Genomic DNA, 20677 nt, shown 5'->3' with positions numbered 1-20677 from the left:
CTTCAGCCGGGAAGAGGTCGGGACAGACGCTTAATATTCATCTGCAGAAATACCGCCTTCCCGGCTAAAGCCGGTCCCACGTCGGCATATCAGCTTGCGGGCACACATAAAGCTTCCCGCCGGGATTTAGCGCTATTTCAGAATAAAAAAATGGCGCCGGTGAGGGCGCCATTTTTTGTGCTGCGGTTCTGCCTGTTACTTGCGTTTCATCGACAGGAAGAACTCGTCGTTGGTCTTGGTCTGCTTCAGCTTGTCGATCAAGAACTCGATAGCAGCGACTTCGTCCATCGGGTGCAACAGTTTGCGCAGGATCCACATACGTTGCAGCTCGTCATCGGCGGTCAACAACTCTTCGCGGCGGGTACCGGAACGGTTGATGTTGATTGCCGGGAACACGCGCTTCTCAGCGATCTTGCGATCCAGAGGCAGCTCCATGTTGCCGGTGCCTTTGAATTCTTCGTAGATCACTTCGTCCATCTTCGAGCCGGTTTCAACCAGAGCGGTGGCGATGATGGTCAGCGAGCCGCCTTCTTCGATGTTCCGTGCTGCGCCGAAGAAACGTTTCGGTTTCTCCAGGGCGTGAGCATCGACACCACCTGTCAGTACCTTGCCGGAGCTTGGAATGACGGTGTTGTAGGCGCGAGCCAGACGAGTGATGGAGTCGAGCAGGATCACCACGTCTTTTTTGTGTTCAACCAGGCGCTTGGCCTTCTCGATCACCATTTCAGCAACCTGCACGTGGCGGGTTGGCGGCTCATCGAACGTCGAGGCAACCACTTCGCCGCGCACGGTGCGCTGCATTTCGGTTACTTCTTCAGGACGCTCATCGATCAGCAGAACGATCAGGTGCACTTCCGGGTTGTTACGCGTGATGTTCGACGCGATGTTCTGCAGCATGATGGTCTTGCCCGCTTTTGGCGGAGCAACGATCAGGCCGCGCTGACCTTTACCGATCGGGGCGCACAAGTCGATTACGCGGCCGGTCAGGTCTTCAGTGGAACCGTTACCGGCTTCCATCTTCATGCGCACGTTCGGGAACAACGGCGTCAGGTTTTCGAAGAGGATCTTGTTCTTCGCGTTTTCCGGACGGTCGTAGTTGATCGTGTCGACCTTGAGCAGTGCGAAGTAACGTTCGCCTTCTTTCGGTGGACGGATCTTGCCGACGATGGTGTCGCCAGTGCGCAGGTTAAAGCGGCGGATCTGGCTCGGCGAGACGTAGATATCGTCTGGGCCGGCGAGATAGGAAGCGTCTGCAGAGCGCAGGAAACCGAAGCCGTCCTGGAGGATCTCCAGCACGCCATCACCGGAAATTTCCTCGCCGCTTTTGGCGTGCTTTTTCAGCAGGGAGAAAATCACATCCTGCTTGCGCGAACGGGCCATATTTTCTATGCCCATCTGTTCGGCCATTTCGAGCAGATCGGTAATCGGCTTTTGCTTGAGTTCAGTCAGATTCATATGGGAATGACGTAATCATGTAGGAGGGGAAAAATTAAGCTTGTGGGCTTAATGAGGCCGCGCCGCAGAGAAGGCGACAGGATCGCGTACTAAATCGAAAGGAGAGCGTCGGCGACGGCTAGCAGGGGGCAACGGAGAAGCCGTTGCGGGGCCGAATGTACCACTTGATTTTCGAGGCGTCTAGTATCGAGGCCGAAAAAAAGCCCCGCAATTTGCAGGGCTTTGATGCATCAGATGTTGGCGTCCAGGAACGCTGCCAACTGAGACTTCGACAGCGCACCGACTTTGGTGGCTTCAACGTTGCCGTTCTTGAACAGCATCAGAGTCGGGATACCACGCACGCCATGCTTGGCCGGGGTTTCCTGATTTTCGTCAATGTTCAGCTTGGCGATAGTCAGTTTGCCTTTGTAGGTTTCGGCGATTTCGTCCAGAACCGGGGCAATCATTTTGCACGGGCCACACCACTCAGCCCAGTAATCAACTAGTACAGCACCGTCAGCCTTGAGGACGTCGGCTTCAAAGCTGGCGTCGCTGACATGCTTGATAAGGTCGCTACTCATGGAGTTCTCCGAGTTAGTAGGCTAAAAAACGTGGCCCATCATAGCGGGCCTTGCCCCGTTCAGGAAGTCGGCTTTGATTGAGTCTGGCTATAGAGGTCCATGAGTCTGGTTATAGGGGGAGGGTTTTAGCAAGGCCGATCTTCAACCAGCGCGAAACTTCACCCGGAATGAATCCCTGTAGGAGCTGCCGAAGGCTGCGATGGAGGCGTATCAGAATGAATGCTTCGCAGCCTTCGGCAGCTACTACAGGTATGTGTGCTTCCTGCAGATCGTCAGATGCTCTAGCTCGCTGGCGAAACGAAAACAATCCCGGTCCGCAGGGCTGCATTACGAATGTGCTCGTGCATTGCCTTTTGCGCGGGGCCCGATGCGTGGCGGGCCAGGGCGCGGAGGATCTTGCGGTGTTCCTGCCAGGTTTCCATTGCTCGCGAGGGGCGGATAAAAGGCATTTTCTGGCTTTCGAGGAAGATATCGGCACCGGCAGTGATGATGCCGAGCATGGCTTGATTGCCGCTGGCGATCAGAATGTGCCGATGGAATTCGAAATCCAGCCGTGACGCCGACTCGAAATCCCCGGCGCGCAGCTCCAGGCGCATGGCTTCGACGTTGTCTTCCAGTACGTCGCGCTCGTCGGCGGTCAAGGTCACGGCCGCCAGCCCTGAAGCAAAGCCTTCCAGTGCATAACGCAGTTGAAACGTATCAGCTGGTGAAACCTGTGCGTCGAAAGGCCAGGAAAAACCGCCTGTGCGCTTTTCTGGTTCAGAAATCGCCTGGACGAACACGCCTTTGCCGGGCTGTACGCTGACCACGCCAAGTGCGCTCAGCGACGACAACGCTTCGCGCAACGACGCACGGCTGACGCCAAGCAGGGCCGCCAGATCACGCTGCGACGGCAGGCTATCGCCGGGCTGATAGCCTTGTTCGGCAATCAATTTACGGATTGCCCTCAAGGCTGACTCGGGTACGGCAAGTGGGCTATAGGGCATCACTGTTCAGGCCAGTCAGTCCGCGAAAAGTCCCTTTTATAACCATCTTCACAATTCGGCAAGCGACGCCCAAGCCTAGGGCGGCCGGGCTCTCTGGCGCGCCAAAGCAGGGCGTAGAATGGTTTGACTGGTCAGACCAGTAAGACCGAAATTCAGCGCAAAGCCTTGGTTTATGGCTGCGTATGAACGGATGGCATGGGCTGTGCACTGAGGTTGCGGACAAACATCTGTCGTCCTTCACGGAGTCTTCCTATGACCAAGCGTTACAGCGCTCTGCTTACTGCCCTGTTTGCCAGCCTCATGCTCAGCCAGGCACCTGCCCACGCCGATGGTCTGGACGACGTCGTGAAACGCGGCACGTTGAAAGTTGCCGTGCCACAGGACTTCCCGCCGTTTGGCTCGGTAGGTCCGGATATGAAGCCCCGTGGCCTGGACATCGACACCGCGAAGCTGATCGCTGACCAGCTCAAGGTCAAACTGGAGCTGACGCCGGTCAACAGCACCAACCGCATTCCGTACCTGACCACTGGCAAGGTGGATCTGGTGATCTCCAGCCTCGGCAAGAACCCTGATCGTGAGAAAGTCATCGACTTCTCCAAGGCCTACGCGCCTTTCTACCTGGCGGTGTTCGGTCCACCTGAGGCGTCGATCAAAGGTCTGGACGATCTCAAAGGCAAGACCATCAGCGTCACCCGCGGCGCTATCGAAGATATCGAGCTGACCGCTGTTGCGCCGAAAGAAGCGACCATCAAGCGCTTTGAAGACAACAACTCCACTATTGCGGCTTATCTGGCTGGCCAGACTGACCTGATCGCCAGCGGCAACGTGGTAATGGTCGCGATCAGTGAGAAGAACCCGAAGCGCATCCCTGAGCTGAAAGTGAAACTCAAGGATTCCCCGGTGTATGTGGGTGTCAACAAGGATCAGGGCGCGCTGCTGGCCAAGGTCAATGAAATCATTGATGCCGCCAAGAAAGATGGCGCACTGGAGAAGAACTCCCAGACCTGGCTCAAGCAGCCTCTGCCCGCTGACCTCTGATAACTGTTTACTGATTTCGGAGGCTGCCAATGGCTTACAACTTTGACTTTGCACCGGTCATGCAGAATGCCGATCTGCTTCTGCGCGGGGCTTTGTTTACCCTGGAGTTGACCGCCATTGGCACGTTGCTCGGGGTCGGCCTGGGCATCATCGGCGCCATCGTGCGGGCCTGGAAGATTCAGCCGTTCTCGGCGATTTTTGGGGTCTATGTCGAGCTGATACGCAACACGCCGTTCCTGGTGCAGTTGTTCTTCATCTTCTTCGGGCTGCCGTCTCTGGGCCTGCAGATTTCCGAATGGCAGGCGGCGATTCTGGCCATGGTGATCAACCTGGGCGCTTACTCGACGGAAATTATCCGTGCAGGCATCCAGGCGATTCCCAAAGGCCAGCTGGAAGCCGCTGCCGCATTGGCGATGACGCGCTTCGAGGCGTTCCGCTACGTCGTGCTGATTCCCGCATTGGGTAAAGTCTGGCCGGCATTGAGCAGCCAGATCATTATCGTGATGCTCGGTTCGGCGGTCTGTTCACAGATCGCTACCGAGGAGTTGAGCTTCTTCGCCAACTTCATTCAGTCGCGTAATTTTCGGGCTTTCGAGACGTACATCGTCACGACGCTGATCTACCTCTTTATGGCACTGATGGTTCGCCAGCTTCTGGCCTGGATTGGTCGTCGCTACATTTCGAGGAAAAGCTGATGGATTTCACCCTCTGGGATGTTGTGCGTAACTTGCTCACCGGCCTGCAGTGGACCCTGGCCCTGTCGTTGGTGGCGTTCATCGGCGGCGGCGTGATCGGTTTGCTGGTCATGTGTATGCGCATCGCCAAGCTCAATGCGCCACGCGTTATCGCCAAGGTTTACATCGAACTGTTTCAGGGTACGCCGCTGCTGATGCAGCTGTTCCTGGTGTTCTTCGGTGTGGCTTTGCTGGGCGTTGATATTTCTCCATGGGCCGCTGCAGCGTTGGCCCTCACGCTGTTTACCAGTGCTTACCTGGCTGAGATCTGGCGCGGTTGCGTCGAGTCGATCGCCAATGGCCAGTGGGAAGCGTCTGCCAGTCTGGCAATGACGCCACTGGAGCAACTGCGTTATGTAATTCTGCCCCAGGCGCTGCGCATTGCCGTTGCGCCTACAGTCGGGTTCTCGGTGCAAGTCGTCAAAGGCACCGCAGTGACCTCGATTATTGGTTTTACCGAATTGACCAAAACCGGCGGCATGCTCGCCAACGCTACGTTCCAGCCCTTCATGGTGTATGGCTTCGTCGCTCTGGGCTACTTCATGCTCTGCTATCCCCTGTCCCTCAGTGCCCGTTACCTGGAAAGGAGACTGCATGCCTCTGCTTAGAATTTCCGCGCTGCATAAATATTACGGCGACCATCACGTCCTCAAAGGCATCGACCTGACCGTTGAAGAGGGTCAGGTTGTTGCGATCATCGGCCGTAGCGGTTCGGGCAAAAGTACGCTGCTGCGTACGTTGAACGGGTTGGAGTCGATCAACGACGGCGTTATCGAAGTCGATGGCGAGTACCTGGATGCCGCCCGCGCAGACCTGCGCTCGTTGCGGCAGAAAGTCGGCATGGTCTTCCAGCAGTTCAACCTGTTCCCGCACCTGAGTGTTGGCGAGAACGTAATGCTGGCACCACAGGTGGTGAAGAAGGTTTCGAAAGCTGAAGCCAGGAAGATTGCCAAAGAGATGCTTGAACGTGTCGGGCTGGGTGAGAAGTTCGATGCCTTCCCTGATCGGCTTTCAGGTGGTCAGCAGCAGCGCGTGGCGATTGCTCGTGCGCTGGCGATGTCGCCGAAGGTATTGCTCTGCGATGAAATCACCTCGGCGTTGGACCCGGAGTTGGTCAACGAAGTGCTCAGCGTGGTGCGCCAACTGGCAAAAGACGGCATGACGCTGATCATGGTGACCCACGAAATGCGCTTCGCCCGTGAAGTGGGCGACAAACTGGTGTTCATGCACCAAGGCAAGGTGCATGAAGTGGGCGATCCGAAGATCCTGTTCGCCAACCCGAGAACGCCAGAGCTGGCGAATTTTATCGGGTCGGTGGAGCAGGGGGCTTAAGAGGCCCATACAACTAAATTTGAAAAGTAATCTCTTGTAGGAGCCGGGCTTGCCCGCGATAAGGCCAGGCGCGATCTAGAGTGAATCGCGTCCAGTCTTATCGCGAGCAAGCCTGGCTCCCACAGTAATCAGCGTTGCTTAAAACCGCAGCAACGTCTTCCACGCACGGCTCTGGAACACGACGATGGTCTGTTGCACGCGAGCATCCAGCACTTCATCGCTTATCGGCTGCTCAGCCAGATGCACCAGCTTGTTCAGCTCCCCGTATAGACGATCCAGCTCCGGCAGATCCAGCGCACCACGGGCGTGGTGCAGCCAGGCCTGAATGCGCTCGATACGCGGCAGTTGCTCGGCCAGATCTTCCGGCTGCTGCTGATAACGACCCAGTTGCAAAGCCGTGGCTTCATCGGCCAGAAAACGCGGCAGCCAGCTATCCAGTTGCGCGGCGCCTTGGCGATTGCCGCGGTTATTACGTTCCACTGTCCAGCTGCGTGCGAGCAACCAGCGCGAAGTGCTCAGCGAGAACAGGCCCCAGCGCGGGTCCTGAAGCTCTTCAAGAAACTGCTCGTGAGCTGCGCCACGCACATCCTCATCTTCCTGGCCTGCTTGAACCAGCGGACGCCAGTCTTCCAGCAAGGCATCTAGCGACAAACGCAGTTCGCTGCTGGTGCTGCGTGGTGCGGCCTGGCCGAGGCTGCCGGTCAGTGCGCGCAATTCCGCCAGCAACGCAACCCAGTCCTGAAGCAAGCGCCAGTGGCCGTTGAAACGGTATTGCTCGGCCAGACGCTGGCTGCTGCCCAACAAATGCAAGGCCAGAGCAGCGTAAGCATCATCCAGTGGCATTTCGGCCTGGAACTGCGGAGCAGGCAGCGTCAGCGAATAGCTGTTGGCGTCCAGCAGGCGATAGCCGCGCTCGGCTTTGCTGATATCGCACGGCATCAGCGGCAGGGTCACCGCCAGTTCAGCGGCCAACTCCAGCAGTGCGGACGGGTCGCCTTCGCGTAATTCCAGCTCCAGCTCGCAGATTTCTTCCTTCTGCTTGCCCGCCACTACATGACCGAGATCCAGTGCTGCTTCGATCACAACCTTGGTTTTACCGCGGCCCCAGGCGATTTCTGCACGCTCACGGACGAAATCGGTGGTGAATAGCGGCTTGATGGTTTTCTTGTCCAGATCGGCCAATTGCTCAGGCCAGCATTCGCCGTCGAGCTTCTTCAGGTCCAGCTTGGCCTTGGGCAGGTCCCAGTTGAACTCGTTGCGCTCGGAGAATCCGGCCACGCTTTGGCCGCGAGTCTTCATGGTCTGGATGATCTGGTCGCCATCACGGCGCACGCGCAGGGCAACCTTGGCGTTGGCCAGGTCGCGCTCTGGCGTATCGAAATACTGATTGGACAGCTCCACGCTCTCCCAGCCGCTCTTGTTACGCTTTTTCAGCAACGGGTGATCGCGCAGTGCAGCGAGGGTTTCGCGGCTGACGCGGAGTTTGATTTCTGTTTCTTTCTGCATGGCCGGGAATCCAGACGCTTTTACTGATAAACGGGGTGCAGCCGGTTGTTGCGTGGCTACTTAGGGTGGGCAGTGTACAGGACATGGGTCTTAAACAGGCTGGATCAAATCCCGTTGGCTGGAATGCCATCCCTGTGGGAGCGGTGCTTGCCCGCGATCATAGCGGCGCGGTATGTCAGATAATCCGCGTCGTCCTTATCGCGGGCAAGCACCGCTCCAACAGGTTCTGCGTTTCTCCGCCGCTGTGAGATGTCTGGCAAACCGCCCTTAACGGTTTATTCCCACCGCCCGATACCCCTATGATGGTCGGCAAGCTCTCCCGTTAAAGGAAACGCACATGCCCTTGCCGTCCATGAAAGACCAATTCGCCGCGTTGATTGCCGCCCCTTCGGTGAGCTGCACCCAGCCTTCACTGGATCAGTCCAACCGTGCGGTGATTGATTTGCTGGCCGGTTGGCTGGGCGATCTGGGTTTTGCGTGTGATATCCAGCAGGTTTCGCCGGGCAAGTTCAACTTGCTGGCCAGTTTCGGCAGTGGTCCTGGCGGGCTGGTATTGGCCGGGCACAGCGACACGGTGCCGTTCGATGAGGCCCTGTGGAAAACTGATCCGCTGAAGCTGACCGAAGTCGACAACCGCTGGGTCGGGCTGGGCAGTTGTGACATGAAAGGCTTCTTCGCGTTGATTATCGAAGCCGTGCAGCCGTTGCTGGATAAGCCGTTCAAGCAGCCGCTGTTGATCCTGGCGACCTGTGACGAGGAAAGCTCCATGGCAGGCGCTCGTGCGTTGGCCGAGGCGGGGCGGCCTTTAGGTCGTGCGGCCGTTATCGGTGAGCCCACGGGCCTCAAGCCGATTCGTTTGCATAAAGGCGTGATGATGGAGCGCATCGATATTCTCGGACGCAGCGGTCACTCCTCAGATCCAAGCCTGGGACACAGCGCTCTGGAAGCCATGCACGATGCAATCAGCGAGCTCAAGGGCTTGCGCAAGCAGTGGCAGCTTGAGTACCGCAATCCGCAGTTCAGCGTGCCGACGCCAACCCTGAATTTCGGATGCATCCACGGCGGGGATAACCCGAACCGGATTTGCGGTCAGTGTTCATTGGAATTCGACCTGCGCCCGCTGCCAGGCATGGATCCGACTGTACTGCGCGCCGCGATCCGTCAGAAGCTGGAGCCGCTGGCCGAACTGCATCAGGTAAAAATTGATTACGCGCCGTTGTTTCCTGAGGCTCCGCCGTTCGAGCAGGCGGCCGATGCGGAACTGGTGCGTGTTGCCGAACGTCTTACAGGGCATCGCGCCGAAGCGGTAGCATTTGGTACCGAAGCCGCTTATTTTCAGCGTCTGGGGTGCGAAACGCTGGTATTGGGCCCCGGTGATATTGCCTGCGCGCATCAGCCGGGTGAGTATCTTGAAATGTCACGTTTGCAGCCTACAGTGCGTCTGTTAAGCCAACTGATTGAACATTATTGCCTGAGCCCGAAATGAATCGGCTCATGCCTGAATTAAAAATAAGGAGAGTGCGCGTGCAGCCATGCTTGTTCCGACGATAACCACCACACGGTTGTGAGTGTTTCTGTCTTTCGTCCTTTTATCAGCAGGCTCTTCAGGTTATGCACGAATACGTCAATTGGCTTCGCCACGCTTCGCCTTATATCAACGCTCACCGGGAACGTACCTTTGTCGTCATGCTGCCCGGCGATGGCGTTGAACACCCGAACTTCGGCAATATCGTCCACGACCTGGTGCTGCTTCACAGCCTCGGCGTGCGTCTGGTGCTGGTTCATGGCTCGCGTCCGCAGATCGAAAGCCGCCTGGCTGCTCGCGGTCTGACGCCGCAATATCACCGCAACCTGCGCGTGACTGATGCTGCAACGCTGGACTGCGTCATCGACGCGGTCGGTCATTTGCGTCTCGACATCGAGGCGCGTCTGTCCATGGACATGGCCGCCTCGCCGATGCAGGGCTCGCGCCTGCGGGTCACCAGCGGCAACCTCGTCACCGCACGGCCCATCGGCGTGCTTGAAGGCGTGGACTACCAGCACACCGGTGAAGTGCGCCGGATCGACCGCAAGGGGATCAATCGCCTGCTGGACGAGCGCCACATCGTGCTGTTGTCGCCAATCGGTTACTCGCCAACTGGTGAAATTTTCAACATTGCCTGCGAAGACGTCGCTACCCGAACCGCTATCGATCTGGGTGCCGACAAGTTGCTGCTGTTCGGCGAGGAGCGCGGCTTGATGGACGAGCAGGGCCGGCTGGTGCGTGAGCTGCGTCCGCAGCAAGTGCCTGCGCATATCTTGCGTCTGGGCAGCAACTACAACTATCAGGCCGAGTTGCTGGATGCTGCCGCTGAAGCATGCCGAGGCGGTGTGGGCCGTAGCCATATCGTCAGCTACGCGGAAGACGGCGCGCTGCTCACCGAGCTGTTTACCCGTGACGGTGGCGGTACGCTGGTGGCGCAGGAGCAATTCGAGCTGGTGCGCGAAGCCGCCATTGAAGACGTCGGCGGCTTGATGGATCTGATTACGCCGCTGGAAGAGCAGGGCATTCTGGTGCGTCGTTCACGTGAAGTGCTGGAACGTGAGATCGAGCAGTTCAGCGTGGTCGAGCGCGAAGGTTTGATCATCGCCTGTGCGGCGTTGTATCCGATTGTGGATTCGCAAGCCGGAGAATTGGCCTGCCTGGCGGTCAACCCTGAATACCGCCATGGCGGCCGCGGTGACGAGTTGCTTGAGCGCATCGAAACCCGTGCTCGCGAACAAGGTTTGAAAACCCTGTTTGTGCTTACCACGCGCACGGCGCACTGGTTCCGCGAGCGTGGCTTCGAGCCAAGCAGCGTTGATCGCCTGCCTGCTGCCCGTGCATCGCTGTATAACTTCCAGCGTAATTCGAAGATTTTCGAGAAGGCGTTGTAAAAGCCGGATCGTTGCGGCAAACACCGATTCTGTAGGAGCTCACGAGCAACGCGAGGTAGCATAGGGGTGTTTCAGGTAAACCGCTATCGCTGCCTCGCGTTGCTCGTGAGCTCCTACAGATAATCGTGCTTCCGGCTCAGTTACTAATCCGCAAAATACTCGCCTGATACGCACCGACGAAGGTATCGAAATCCACCGGTTCTTCGGTTTGCTCCAGCTCTGCCTGTTCGGCAATCGAGGTGGTGGCCAGCTCTTCGAAGTGCGCCTGCTCTTCGGCGCTCAACGGGTTGCTGCGGAAGTATTCACCGTGCGCACGGCTTTGACGCAGCGAGAATGCGGTAAACCCCTCGTTGTGCTGCTTCATGCTCGCCAGCACTTTCGCCGATGGGGTCAGGGATGCGTCATCGACCTTGGCTTGCTGCGCCGCGATGGATTTGACGTGCTCGTCAGTGCCTTGCGCCTGATCCAGCAATTGCGCGATAGGCTTGATCTTTTCCAACAGCTCGGTGGCCCATGCCTTCAGGTCGATGGTGCCGTCGTTGCGGTTGAGCTCCAGGCCTGGGCGACGTCCTTCCTTGACCACCGTCAGGAAGTTCGACGCAGCGTTACGGCATTCGTTATTGGTCAGTTGCGGGCTTTCCTGCAGGGCGCAGTACAGCACGAAGGCGTCGACGAAACGGGCTTGCTGCAAGTCGATGCCGGTTGGCAGGAACGGGTTGATGTCCAGGCAGCGAACTTCAACGTACTGCACGCCTCGTGCCATCAGGGCCTGGATCGGACGCTCGCCCGAGTAGGTCACTCGCTTGGGGCGAATGTTGGAGTAGTACTCGTTCTCGATCTGCAAGACATTGGTGTTGAGCTGAACCCACTCACCTTCGGCATTATGTGTGCCCACTTCGACATACGGAGCGTACGGCGTGGCCACCGCTTTGCGCAGGCTGTCGGTGTAGCTGATCAGATCGTTGTAGCAAGGCGTCAGGTCCGCTTGGGCGTTGCTCTGATAGCCAAGGTCGCTCATGCGCAGGCTGGTCGCATAAGGCAGATACAGCGTGTCAGCGTCGAACTGTTCAAGCTTATGGGCACGGCCGCGCAAGAAGCCTGCATCCAGCGCTGGTGAAGCGCCGAACAGGTACATCAGCAGCCAGCTGTAGCGACGGAAGTTTCGGATCAGGCCGATGTAAGCATGCGATTGGTAGTCGCGAGCATCGCCTTCGAAACTTTCGGTTTGCTTGAGCAGCGGCCAGACGCTTTCCGGCAGCGAGAAGTTGTAATGGATACCCGCAATGCATTGCATGGTTTTGCCATAACGCAGGGCCAGGCCTTTGCGGTAGACGTACTTGAGCTTGCCGATATTCGACGTGCCGTAATAGGCAATCGGAATATCTTTTTCATCCGGCAGCGGACACGGCATCGACGGGCTCCAGAGGAGCTCGTTACCCAACTTGGTGTAAGCAAAACGGTGGATTTTATCCAGGCTGTCCAGTGTTTCGACCGGGTTGGCCAGCGCCGGAGTGATGAACTCCAGTAATGATTCTGAATAGTCTGTGGTGATCTGGCCATGGGTCAAAGCCGCGCCCAAGGCTTGCGGATGCGGCGTCTGCGCCAGTTGGGCATCGCCGGTTACACGCAGGCATTCGCGCTCAATACCGTGCAGGCACTGCTCCAGCAGGGAGAGGTTAGTGCGCTCGCTAAGCAAAGCCAGGCGGCGGTTGAGAAGTTCGCTCAAGTTGGATTCCTTCACGCGTCAGTCGCCCCAATATGGGGGTGGATGTGACGGTGTACAAGGGTGAGGATTAACTGGCGATGTCGCCTGGTTTGGTTCTGCGACGCCATTATCGATAGCTCTTTCTGGCCACAGCGCGCATGGAAAATTCCGACGCTTATTCAATAGCGCCGAAATTACCTCAATTTGGCCTGTCTGTACTAGACGACAGCGAACGTGCCTTGTGCTTTGGCGACAAGTTTCTCGCCCTGAAGCACTTCAGCTTCAACCACCAGCGTGCGACGGCCCGCGTGCAGCACTTTGGCGATACACAGCACTTCGCCTTCAGAAACTCCACGCATGTAATTGATTTTGCATTCGATGGTCACGCTGCGCTGATCGAAACCGTGGGAGCTGGAACAAGCCAGCCCCATGGCGATGTCGACGAGGCTGAAAATCGCCCCGCCGTGCATCATATTTCCGCGATTGCGCAGGTGGTCTTCCAGCGGCAAGGCCACTTCGGCAACGCCCACGTCCAAACGGCGTAACTGGCAGCCTATGGCCCGGAAGTACGGGCTTTCCGTAAAGCCTGCCGGAACGTCCATCAGCGCTTCTTCAACTGTTTGGCGTTGGCGAACAGCGAAGCCATCGCGTTGTTGGCCGGGGCTGCTGCTGTTGCGGTTTCCTTGCGTGGGACGCTGCTCTGCTGCTGGCGCGGGGCAGAGCCTGGGCGTGAACCACGAGCACCGTCGATTTTCTCGCCCGGTGTGTCGCTCATGCGCATCGACAAGCCAACGCGCTTGCGAGGGATGTCGACTTCCATGACTTTGACCTTGACCACGTCACCGGCTTTGACCGCTTCACGCGGGTCCTTGATGAACTTCTCGGACAGCGCCGAGATATGCACCAGACCGTCCTGATGCACGCCGATATCAACGAAAGCGCCGAAGTTGGTGACGTTGGTCACAACACCTTCAAGCATCATGCCTGGTACCAGGTCCTTGAGGTCTTCGACGCCTTCCTGGAACTCGGCAGTCTTGAACTCTGGACGCGGGTCGCGGCCCGGCTTCTCAAGCTCTTGCAGAATGTCAGTGACGGTTGGCAGACCGAAGGTCTCGTCAGTGTATTTTTTCGGGTCCAGGCGCTTGAGGAAGCTGGCGTCGCCGATCAGCGAACGGATATCCCGGTCTGTTTCGGACGCGATACGCTTCACCAGCGGATAGGCTTCCGGGTGAACAGCCGACGAGTCCAGCGGGTTATCGCCGTTCATGACGCGCAGGAAGCCTGCAGCCTGTTCGAAGGTTTTTTCGCCCAAGCGCGGGACTTTTTTCAGCGCTGCACGAGATTTGAATGCGCCGTTTTCATCGCGGTGCGCCACGATATTCTGCGCCAGTGTGGTATTGAGGCCGGAAATCCGTGCCAGCAGGGCCACCGATGCAGTGTTCACGTCCACGCCCACGGCGTTTACGCAGTCTTCCACCACAGCGTCCAGACCTCGCGCCAATTTGAGCTGCGACACGTCGTGCTGGTACTGACCGACACCAATGGATTTCGGGTCAATCTTCACCAGCTCAGCCAGCGGGTCTTGCAGGCGACGGGCGATAGAAACCGCGCCACGGATCGACACGTCCAGATCCGGGAATTCCTTGGCGGCCAGTTCCGAGGCGGAATAAACCGAGGCGCCCGCTTCGGAGACCATGACCTTGGTCATTTTCAGACCTGGGTATTTTTTGATCAGTTCGGCGGCCAGCTTGTCGGTTTCGCGGCTGGCGGTGCCGTTGCCGATGGCGATCAGATCAACAGCGTGCTTGGCGCAGAGCGCAGCCAGCACAGCGATGGTTTGATCCCACTGGTTTTTCGGAACGTGCGGGTAAACCGTGGCGTAATCCAGCAGCTTGCCGGTGGAATCGACCACGGCGACCTTGCAACCGGTGCGCAGGCCCGGGTCCAGGCCCAGCGTGGCGCGCGGGCCAGCCGGTGCGGCCAGCAGCAGGTCATGCAGGTTATGGGCGAACACGTTGATCGCTTCGGTTTCCGCGCCATCGCGCAATTCGCCTAGCAAGTCGGTTTCCAGGTGGCTGTAAAGCTTGACCTTCCAGGTCCAGCGCACGACTTCGGCCAGCCACTTGTCAGCCGGACGGTTCTGGTTTTGCAGACCAAAACGCTCGCCGATCATCAGCTCGCATGGATGCAGGGTGCCGGGCAGTTCTTCACCGACTTTCAGCGCCGAGCTGAGGAAGCCTTCGTTGCGACCACGGAAAATAGCCAGGGCGCGGTGCGACGGCATGCTTTTCAGTGGCTCGTCGTGTTCGAAGTAATCGCGGAACTTGGCACCTTCTTCTTCTTTGCCGGGCACTACGCGAGCACTGATCACGGCTTCCTGTTTGAGGAAGCTGCGCAGCTTGTCCAGCAGGGTGGCGTCTTCGGCGAAGCGCTCCATGAGGATGTATTTGGCACCTTCCAGCGCAGCCTTCACGTCGGCAACGCCTTTTTCGGCATCTACAAAACGTGCGGCTTCGGCTTCCGGACTCAAAGCAGGGTCGTTGAACAGACCGTCTGCCAATTCGCCAAGGCCTGCTTCCAGCGCGATCTGGCCTTTGGTGCGGCGTTTTTGCTTATAAGGCAGGTACAAATCTTCGAGGCGGGTCTTGGTGTCGGCCAGCTTGATATCACGGGCCAGCTCCGGAGTCAGCTTGCCTTGCTCTTCGATGCTGGCAAGGATGCTGATGCGGCGCTCGTCGAGTTCGCGCAGGTAGCGCAGGCGCTCTTCAAGATGACGCAGTTGCGTGTCATCGAGGCTGCCGGTCACTTCTTTGCGGTAACGGGAAATGAAAGGCACGGTAGAGCCTTCATCCAGTAGGGCGACGGCCGCTGCGACCTGTTGTGGGCGTACGCCGAGTTCTTCGGCGATGCGGCTGTTGATGCTGTCCATGAGACCACCTGGAGTTGTGAGCAAAATACCTGATTACAAAGTGGTCGCGAGCTGCGCAGACCTACTTTCGCAAGAATACTGTCGAACGGCCATGTTCAGGCGTTGCCTGACTTTGAGGGCGGCGCATTATACCCAGCACAGCCCGATTAGGGGATGAGCCGACAAAAGCGCTGTTTTTGCTCAGGAGAAGCAAGGCTTGAGTGGCAGCCCCGGTAAAATCTGCTAACAATGCACACGGTGCGTATCACAGCAGCTACGCCATAATGCGCCCCGAGATCAAAGGAGCATCTGAATGAGCAGCACTGCACAAACTGCCGAAGGCGAAAAAATCCTTATTGTTGATGACGATCCGGGTTTGAGCAGCCTGTTAGAACGTTTTTTCACCAGCAAGGGTTATCGTGCCCGTGCTGTGGCCAACGTTGAGCAAATGGATCGCTTGCTGGCCCGCGAAGTTTTCAATCTTGTCGTGCTTGACCTGATGCTGCCGGGCGAAGACGGGCTGTCAGCCTGCCGTCGTCTGCGGGCCGCTAATAATCAAGTGCCGATCATCATGCTGACCGCCAAGGGCGATGAGCTGAGCCGCATCAAAGGCCTCGAACTGGGCGCTGACGATTACCTGGCCAAGCCATTCAACCCTGATGAGCTGATGGCGCGAGTCAAAGCTGTATTGCGCCGTCAGGCCGCTCCGGTACCGGGCGCACCAGGCAGTGAAGACGAGTCAGTCACCTTTGGTGATTACGAGTTGTCCCTGGCCACTCGCGAACTCAAGCGTGGCGATGAAGTACACATGCTCACCACAGGCGAGTTTGCGGTACTCAAGGCGCTGGTGATGCATGCGCGCGAGCCGCTGACCCGCGACAAGCTGATGAACCTGGCTCGTGGCCGTGAATGGGATGCGCTGGAGCGCTCTATCGACGTACAGATTTCCCGTCTGCGTCGCCTGATCGAGCCGGATCCTTCCAAGCCGCGCTACATTCAAACGGTCTGGGGTGTTGGTTATGTATTCGTTCCGGACGGTGCGGGTACACGATAATCGAGCGCTTTTAGGAGCACAGCCCGCTGTGGTGATTGCCAGTCACGTCGATAGCCCCGAACAGGGCTATCGACGTTTTGGTTTTCGCTGATCTGGCGTCGGGTTGTCGTTCGCGTTTAGCAAACCTGCGAGCCTGGCTCGCTCCTGCAAAGTGTATAGCTGCAACTATGAAAACCCCGCTCTGGTTCCCGCAAAGCTTCTTCTCCCGCACCCTGTGGCTGGTGCTCATCGTCGTGCTGTTCTCCAAGGCGCTGACCCTGGTTTATCTGCTGATGAACGAGGACGTGCTCGTCGACAGGCAATACAGCCACGGTGTCGCGCTAACCCTGCGCGCCTATTGGGCGGCCAACGAGAATGACCGGGAGGCGATTGCCGATGCGGCAGGCCTGATCCGTGTGGTGGGCGGCGGCGTTCCGGAAGGTGAGCAGCATTGGCCCTACAGCGAAATCTATCAGCGCCAGATGCAGGCCGAACTGGGTGCGGACACTGAAGTGCGCTTGCGCGTGCATGCGCCACCTGCGTTGTGGGTTCGGGCTCCGAGTCTGGGCGATGGCTGGTTGAAAGTGCCGTTGTATCCGCACCCGCTTCGCGGCCAGAAAATCTGGAGCGTGCTGGGCTGGTTCCTTGCAATCGGTTTGTTATCCACCGCCTCGGCGTGGATCTTCGTCCGGCAACTCAATCAGCCTCTCAAGCGTTTGGTGTTCGCCGCCAGGCAATTAGGGCAGGGGCGCAGCGTGCGTCTGCCGGTCAGCGATACGCCCAGTGAAATGACTGAGGTATATCGCGCGTTCAACCAGATGGCCGAGGACGTCGAGCAGGCAGGGCAAGAACGAGAGTTGATGCTCGCGGGTGTTTCCCATGACCTGCGAACACCATTGACCCGCTTGCGTTTGTCACTGGAGTTGATGAAGGGCGAAAACGAGCTCACTGAAGGCATGGTCCGCGACATTGAAGACATGGATGCCATTCTCGATCAGTTTCTGGCGTTCATTCGTGACGGCCGTGACGAAGAAATCGAAGAGGTAGACCTCAGTGAGCTGGTGCGTGATGTGGTTGCCCCATTCAACAATCCGGAGAATCCTGAAGAGCAGATACGTCTGTGTCTTGAGCCGATTCCGCCATTCCCGTTGCGACGGGTTTCAATGAAGCGATTGCTCACCAACCTGATTGGCAATGCCATGCACCACGCAGGCAATGGGATTGAGGTTGCGGCTTATGTGTCCGGCGACACCAGTGCGCCTTACGTGGTCCTGAGCGTTCTGGACCGTGGAATCGGGATTGACCCGTCGGAGCTTGAAGTGATCTTCAATCCGTTCATCCGTGGTGATCGTGCCAGAAGTGGCAAGGGCACGGGGCTGGGGTTGGCGATCGTCAAGCGGATTGCAGCGATGCACGGTGGCAATGTTGAATTGCGCAATCGCTCGGGCGGTGGGCTGGAAGCGCGTGTGCGCTTGCCGTTGGGGCTGATGCTGCCGAGAGGGGCGGTTTAAAAACGGCCAACTCAACCTGTCTCCTGTTGGAGATTCCATATTTGTCCGCAAGCTGATTGACGACGTGGGACCGGCTTTAGCCGGGAAGGCGGTATTTCGGCAGATGAAGATTCAGTGTCTGCACCGGCCTCTTCCCGGCTGAAGCCGGTCCCACGTCATCAGTGATTCCAGCTCCCACTGGGCAGCAAAAGACCTGCGTTAACCCTTCCCTTTGGTCCGCGTCATATGCGGTCCGCTGTTCTTCTCCAGATACTCAATGATCATCCCGGCCACGTCTTTGCTGGTAGTTACTTCGATGCCTTCCAGCCCCGGTGAAGAATTGACCTCCATCACGAGCGGGCCGTGATTGGAACGCAGGATGTCGACACCGGCGACGCTCAGGCCCATGACCTTGGCGGCGCGGATAGCGGTCATGCGCTCTTCGGGGGTGATCTTGATCAGGCTGGCGCTGCCGCCACGGTGCAGGTTGGAGCGGAATTCGCCGGGTTTGGCCTGGCGCTTCATCGACGCAATAACCTTGTCACCGACCACGAAGCAGCGGATATCCGCACCACCCGCTTCCTTGATGTACTCCTGAACCATGATGTCCTGCTTGAGGCCCATGAAGGCCTCGATCACCGACTCAGCCGCTGTGGCCGTTTCGCACAGCACCACGCCAATACCCTGTGTGCCTTCAAGTACCTTGATCACCAGCGGTGCGCCGTTGACCATCTGGATCAGGTCAGGGATATCGTCCGGTGAGTGAGCAAAGCCTGTCACCGGCAACCCGATCCCGCGCCGCGAGAGCAATTGCAGCGAGCGCAGTTTGTCCCGCGAACGAGCGATGGCGACTGATTCGTTGAGCGGGAAAACGCCCATCATTTCAAACTGACGCAATACCGCGCAGCCGTAAAAAGTCACTGAAGCGCCGATGCGCGGGATCACTGCATCGAAGCCTTCCAACGGTTTGCCGCGATAGTGGATCTGCGGCTTGTGGCTGGCGATATTCATGTAGGCACGCAGGGTGTCGATCACCACCATCTCATGGCCACGTTCAATACCAGCTTCGACCAGACGACGGGTTGAATACAAACGCGGGTTACGCGAAAGCACAGCGATCTTCATGCAGCACCTGTGGCAGAGGTAGTCGAGACCGGAAAGACCGGTTTGTCCTGAACATAAGTAATGCCTGGATTGACGACCAGTTGGCCATCGATCAAAGCGTTGGAGCCGAGCAGCAAGCGATAGCGCATTGCTTTGCGGCAGGCCAGCGTGAATTCCACAGGCCAGACGCGATCACCCAAAGCCAGGGTGGTGCGAATGACGTAGCGGACCTGCGCGTGACCGTTGGAGCTCTTAATGGTTTTCATGGCGACCAGCAGCGCTTCGCAACGGCGATGGCGCAACTGGACCACTGTGCCCAGATGGGCGTTGAAACGGACCCACTTTTGGCCATCGCGTTCGAAAGGTTCGATCTCGGTAGCGTGCAGGCTTGAGGTGCTCGCGCCGGTATCGATTTTCGCCCGCAGGCCCGCGACCCCAAGGTCGGGCAGCGCCACCCACTCACGCAGGCCGATGACTGTCAGATGATCAAATGTTTTCAATGAATTTCCGTACTTCTTATGCTTTCTGCCAGACCCCTGAATCGATCTGGGCCAATGCTTTGAATGCAGGTCTGGCGAACCAGTAACCTTGCATCAGGTAAATCCCGCAGTCCGCGAGAAAGTCACGCTCCTCGGCACATTCGATGCCTTCGGCAATGACTGTAACCCCCAACTCCGCACACATTGTGACAACCCCACGAACGATAGCCTGACGCGGCCGGTCGCGGTGAATATCTCTGATTAATTGCATGTCGAGTTTTATCAGGTCCGGCTGAAAGTCAGCGAGTAAGGTCAGGCCCGAGTATCCAGCGCCGAAATCATCGATGGCCGTCATGAAACCGAATTGGCGGTATTCACGCAGAATATTGGTGAGGTGGCGATTGTTATCGACGTGCTCACTTTCGATCGTCTCAAAGATCAGCCGGTCCAGCGGAAAGTCATGCCGGCGCGCAGCCTCAAGCGTGCTGCGGATGCACAACTCAGGTCGATAAACCGCATTGGGCAGGAAGTTGATCGAAAGCCGCTCTTGCATCTGCAACGTAGCAGCCCCTGCAATGGCGTGGGTCCGGCACAATTGATCGAAGCGATAGCGGTTCTTGTCAGTTACCTGATTCAAGACCGAAAACGCACCTTCGCCATTGATGCCACGCACCAGTGCTTCGTGCGCAAAAACCGACTGGTCGCGCAGGTCAACGATAGGCTGATAGGCAAAGGCGAAAGAGAAGTCCAGATCGGGGCTGTTTCTGCAACCGTCGCAGCCGCTGGCGGGTGAGGTCAATGACGGGGGAAACTCAGTCATATCACGTTCCATGAATAGGGTTTTGGAAAGAGCCAGGGTTGCAGATCGTCGCAAACGCTTGCAGCACGCGGTGCGTGCCGTAGTACAGTCTGACTACGACCTGATTGAGGAATTCATATGGCTCAAAAGTCAGAGGAAGACGATAAAGTCCGCCTGGATAAATGGCTATGGGCGGCCCGCTTCTACAAGACTCGCGCCTTGGCAAAAACGGCTATTGAAAGCGGTAAGGTGCACTGCCGTGGCGAGCGTTGCAAGCCGGGCAAAGAACCGCGCATCGGTGATCAGTTTCAGATTCGTACAGGCTTCGATGAGCGTACGGTCGTTGTTGAGGCCCTGTCGATTGTCCGCCGCGGCGCGCCGGAGGCCCAAGCGCTTTACAGCGAGACGCCCGAGAGTATTACCAAACGTGAAAACGAAGCCGCACAACGCAAGGCCGGGAATCTGGGGGTGACTACCGACGGCAAGCCGACCAAGAAGCAGCGTCGGCAACTGTTCGATTTTCGTGGAGCGGTGCGCGAATAAGTGAACCTCGCGAATCCGTAGGACCAGCTTTAGCCAGAAGAGCGGTATTTCTAGTGACGAGACGCCGGTGCTGCGAATGGCGTAGATCC

At 57.8% G+C, this 20677-nt stretch carries 19 protein-coding genes; 9 read left to right on the top strand and 10 right to left on the bottom strand.

Annotated elements, in window-relative coordinates:
• Window positions 1-195: 195 nt before the first annotated feature.
• The 3 genes from rho to AUC60_RS20560 all read right to left on the bottom strand — a co-directional run bounded on the left by rho (window position 196) and on the right by AUC60_RS20560 (window position 3001).
• The gene (gene rho, locus AUC60_RS20570) at window positions 196-1455 is read right to left on the bottom strand and encodes a transcription termination factor Rho (RefSeq protein WP_024689162.1); all 1260 of its coding nucleotides are present in this window, start codon (window positions 1453-1455) and stop codon (window positions 196-198) included.
• Between the two features lie 230 nt (window positions 1456-1685).
• Complete coding sequence (gene trxA, locus AUC60_RS20565) at window positions 1686-2015, bottom strand: thioredoxin TrxA (protein ID WP_005792406.1); 330 nt, start codon at window positions 2013-2015, stop codon at window positions 1686-1688.
• Window positions 2016-2296: 281 nt separating this feature from the next.
• Window positions 2297-3001 (bottom strand): FadR/GntR family transcriptional regulator, encoded by a 705-nt coding sequence (locus AUC60_RS20560; protein ID WP_087271918.1) that lies wholly within the window; start codon window positions 2999-3001, stop codon window positions 2297-2299.
• 252 nt (window positions 3002-3253) lie between these two features.
• Between AUC60_RS20560 and AUC60_RS20555 the strand changes: the two genes are divergently transcribed.
• The 4 genes from AUC60_RS20555 to AUC60_RS20540 are packed head-to-tail and all read left to right on the top strand — an operon-like array spanning window position 3254 to window position 6105.
• Window positions 3254-4039, top strand: coding sequence for a transporter substrate-binding domain-containing protein (locus AUC60_RS20555; protein WP_087271915.1), 786 nt, complete (start codon window positions 3254-3256; stop codon window positions 4037-4039).
• Between the two features lie 29 nt (window positions 4040-4068).
• A complete protein-coding gene (locus tag AUC60_RS20550; protein ID WP_087271912.1) occupies window positions 4069-4734 on the top strand; it encodes an amino acid ABC transporter permease in 666 nt (221 codons plus the stop codon).
• Window positions 4731-5381: an amino acid ABC transporter permease gene (locus AUC60_RS20545; protein ID WP_193441876.1), complete on the top strand. Its 651-nt coding sequence runs from the start codon at window positions 4731-4733 to the stop codon at window positions 5379-5381. Before AUC60_RS20550 ends, AUC60_RS20545 begins: the two co-directional genes overlap by 4 nt.
• Complete coding sequence (locus tag AUC60_RS20540; RefSeq protein WP_027902696.1) at window positions 5368-6105, top strand: amino acid ABC transporter ATP-binding protein; 738 nt, start codon at window positions 5368-5370, stop codon at window positions 6103-6105. The genes AUC60_RS20545 and AUC60_RS20540 overlap by 14 nt, the downstream gene beginning before the upstream one ends.
• A 138-nt stretch (window positions 6106-6243) precedes the next feature.
• On the opposite strand, the gene AUC60_RS20535 is transcribed toward AUC60_RS20540, so the two are convergent.
• Window positions 6244-7611, bottom strand: a complete 1368-nt coding sequence (locus AUC60_RS20535; RefSeq protein ID WP_087271906.1) for a CYTH domain-containing protein — start codon at window positions 7609-7611, stop codon at window positions 6244-6246.
• 337 nt (window positions 7612-7948) lie between these two features.
• On the opposite strand from AUC60_RS20535, the gene argE reads away from it, so the two are divergent.
• Entirely contained in the window at window positions 7949-9097 is a 1149-nt protein-coding gene (gene argE, locus AUC60_RS20530) for an acetylornithine deacetylase (protein WP_087271903.1), read from the top strand.
• A gap of 125 nt (window positions 9098-9222) precedes the next feature.
• A complete protein-coding gene (gene argA, locus AUC60_RS20525) occupies window positions 9223-10527 on the top strand; it encodes an amino-acid N-acetyltransferase (RefSeq protein ID WP_087271900.1) in 1305 nt (434 codons plus the stop codon).
• A 136-nt stretch (window positions 10528-10663) separates the two neighbouring features.
• On the opposite strand, the gene gshA is transcribed toward argA, so the two are convergent.
• From gshA to AUC60_RS20510, 3 genes are all read right to left on the bottom strand, one after another.
• On the bottom strand, window positions 10664-12253 hold the full coding sequence (gshA, locus tag AUC60_RS20520; RefSeq protein ID WP_087271897.1) for a glutamate--cysteine ligase: 1590 nt from the start codon (window positions 12251-12253) through the stop codon (window positions 10664-10666).
• Between the two features lie 197 nt (window positions 12254-12450).
• On the bottom strand, window positions 12451-12834 hold the full coding sequence (locus tag AUC60_RS20515; protein WP_087271894.1) for a PaaI family thioesterase: 384 nt from the start codon (window positions 12832-12834) through the stop codon (window positions 12451-12453).
• Window positions 12834-15161 carry a Tex family protein gene (locus AUC60_RS20510; protein ID WP_087271891.1) on the bottom strand — a complete coding sequence of 776 codons (2328 nt, stop codon included), beginning with the start codon at window positions 15159-15161 and terminating at the stop codon, window positions 12834-12836. The genes AUC60_RS20515 and AUC60_RS20510 overlap by 1 nt, the downstream gene beginning before the upstream one ends.
• A 292-nt stretch (window positions 15162-15453) precedes the next feature.
• Here AUC60_RS20510 and ompR point away from each other — a divergent pair, with 292 nt between their 5' ends.
• Both ompR and AUC60_RS20500 read left to right on the top strand, forming a co-directional pair.
• Window positions 15454-16194, top strand: a complete 741-nt coding sequence (gene ompR / locus AUC60_RS20505) for an osmolarity response regulator transcription factor OmpR (RefSeq protein ID WP_027902703.1) — start codon at window positions 15454-15456, stop codon at window positions 16192-16194.
• Window positions 16195-16361: 167 nt separating this feature from the next.
• On the top strand, window positions 16362-17684 hold the full coding sequence (locus AUC60_RS20500) for an ATP-binding protein (protein ID WP_087271888.1): 1323 nt from the start codon (window positions 16362-16364) through the stop codon (window positions 17682-17684).
• 198 nt (window positions 17685-17882) lie between these two features.
• Here AUC60_RS20500 and rimK read toward each other — a convergent pair whose 3' ends face one another.
• The 3 genes from rimK to rimA are packed head-to-tail and all read right to left on the bottom strand — an operon-like array spanning window position 17883 to window position 20066.
• Window positions 17883-18788, bottom strand: a complete 906-nt coding sequence (gene rimK, locus AUC60_RS20495) for a 30S ribosomal protein S6--L-glutamate ligase (protein ID WP_020293260.1) — start codon at window positions 18786-18788, stop codon at window positions 17883-17885.
• Window positions 18785-19267: a retropepsin-like aspartic endopeptidase RimB gene (rimB, locus tag AUC60_RS20490; protein WP_027899917.1), complete on the bottom strand. Its 483-nt coding sequence runs from the start codon at window positions 19265-19267 to the stop codon at window positions 18785-18787. Before rimB ends, rimK begins: the two co-directional genes overlap by 4 nt.
• Window positions 19268-19283: 16 nt before the next feature.
• A complete protein-coding gene (rimA, locus tag AUC60_RS20485) occupies window positions 19284-20066 on the bottom strand; it encodes a S6 modification regulatory phosphodiesterase RimA (protein WP_087271885.1) in 783 nt (260 codons plus the stop codon).
• Between the two features lie 117 nt (window positions 20067-20183).
• Between rimA and AUC60_RS20480 the strand changes: the two genes are divergently transcribed.
• Complete coding sequence (locus tag AUC60_RS20480; RefSeq protein ID WP_087271883.1) at window positions 20184-20588, top strand: RNA-binding S4 domain-containing protein; 405 nt, start codon at window positions 20184-20186, stop codon at window positions 20586-20588.
• The last annotated feature ends 89 nt before the right edge of the window (window positions 20589-20677 follow it).

The sequence above is a fragment of the Pseudomonas caspiana genome, from assembly GCF_002158995.1.
In the GTDB taxonomy this organism is placed as follows: Bacteria; Pseudomonadota; Gammaproteobacteria; order Pseudomonadales; family Pseudomonadaceae; genus Aquipseudomonas; species Aquipseudomonas caspiana.
Note: the sequence above shows the minus strand (reverse complement) of the source record. Positions and strands in the feature narration are given on the sequence as shown.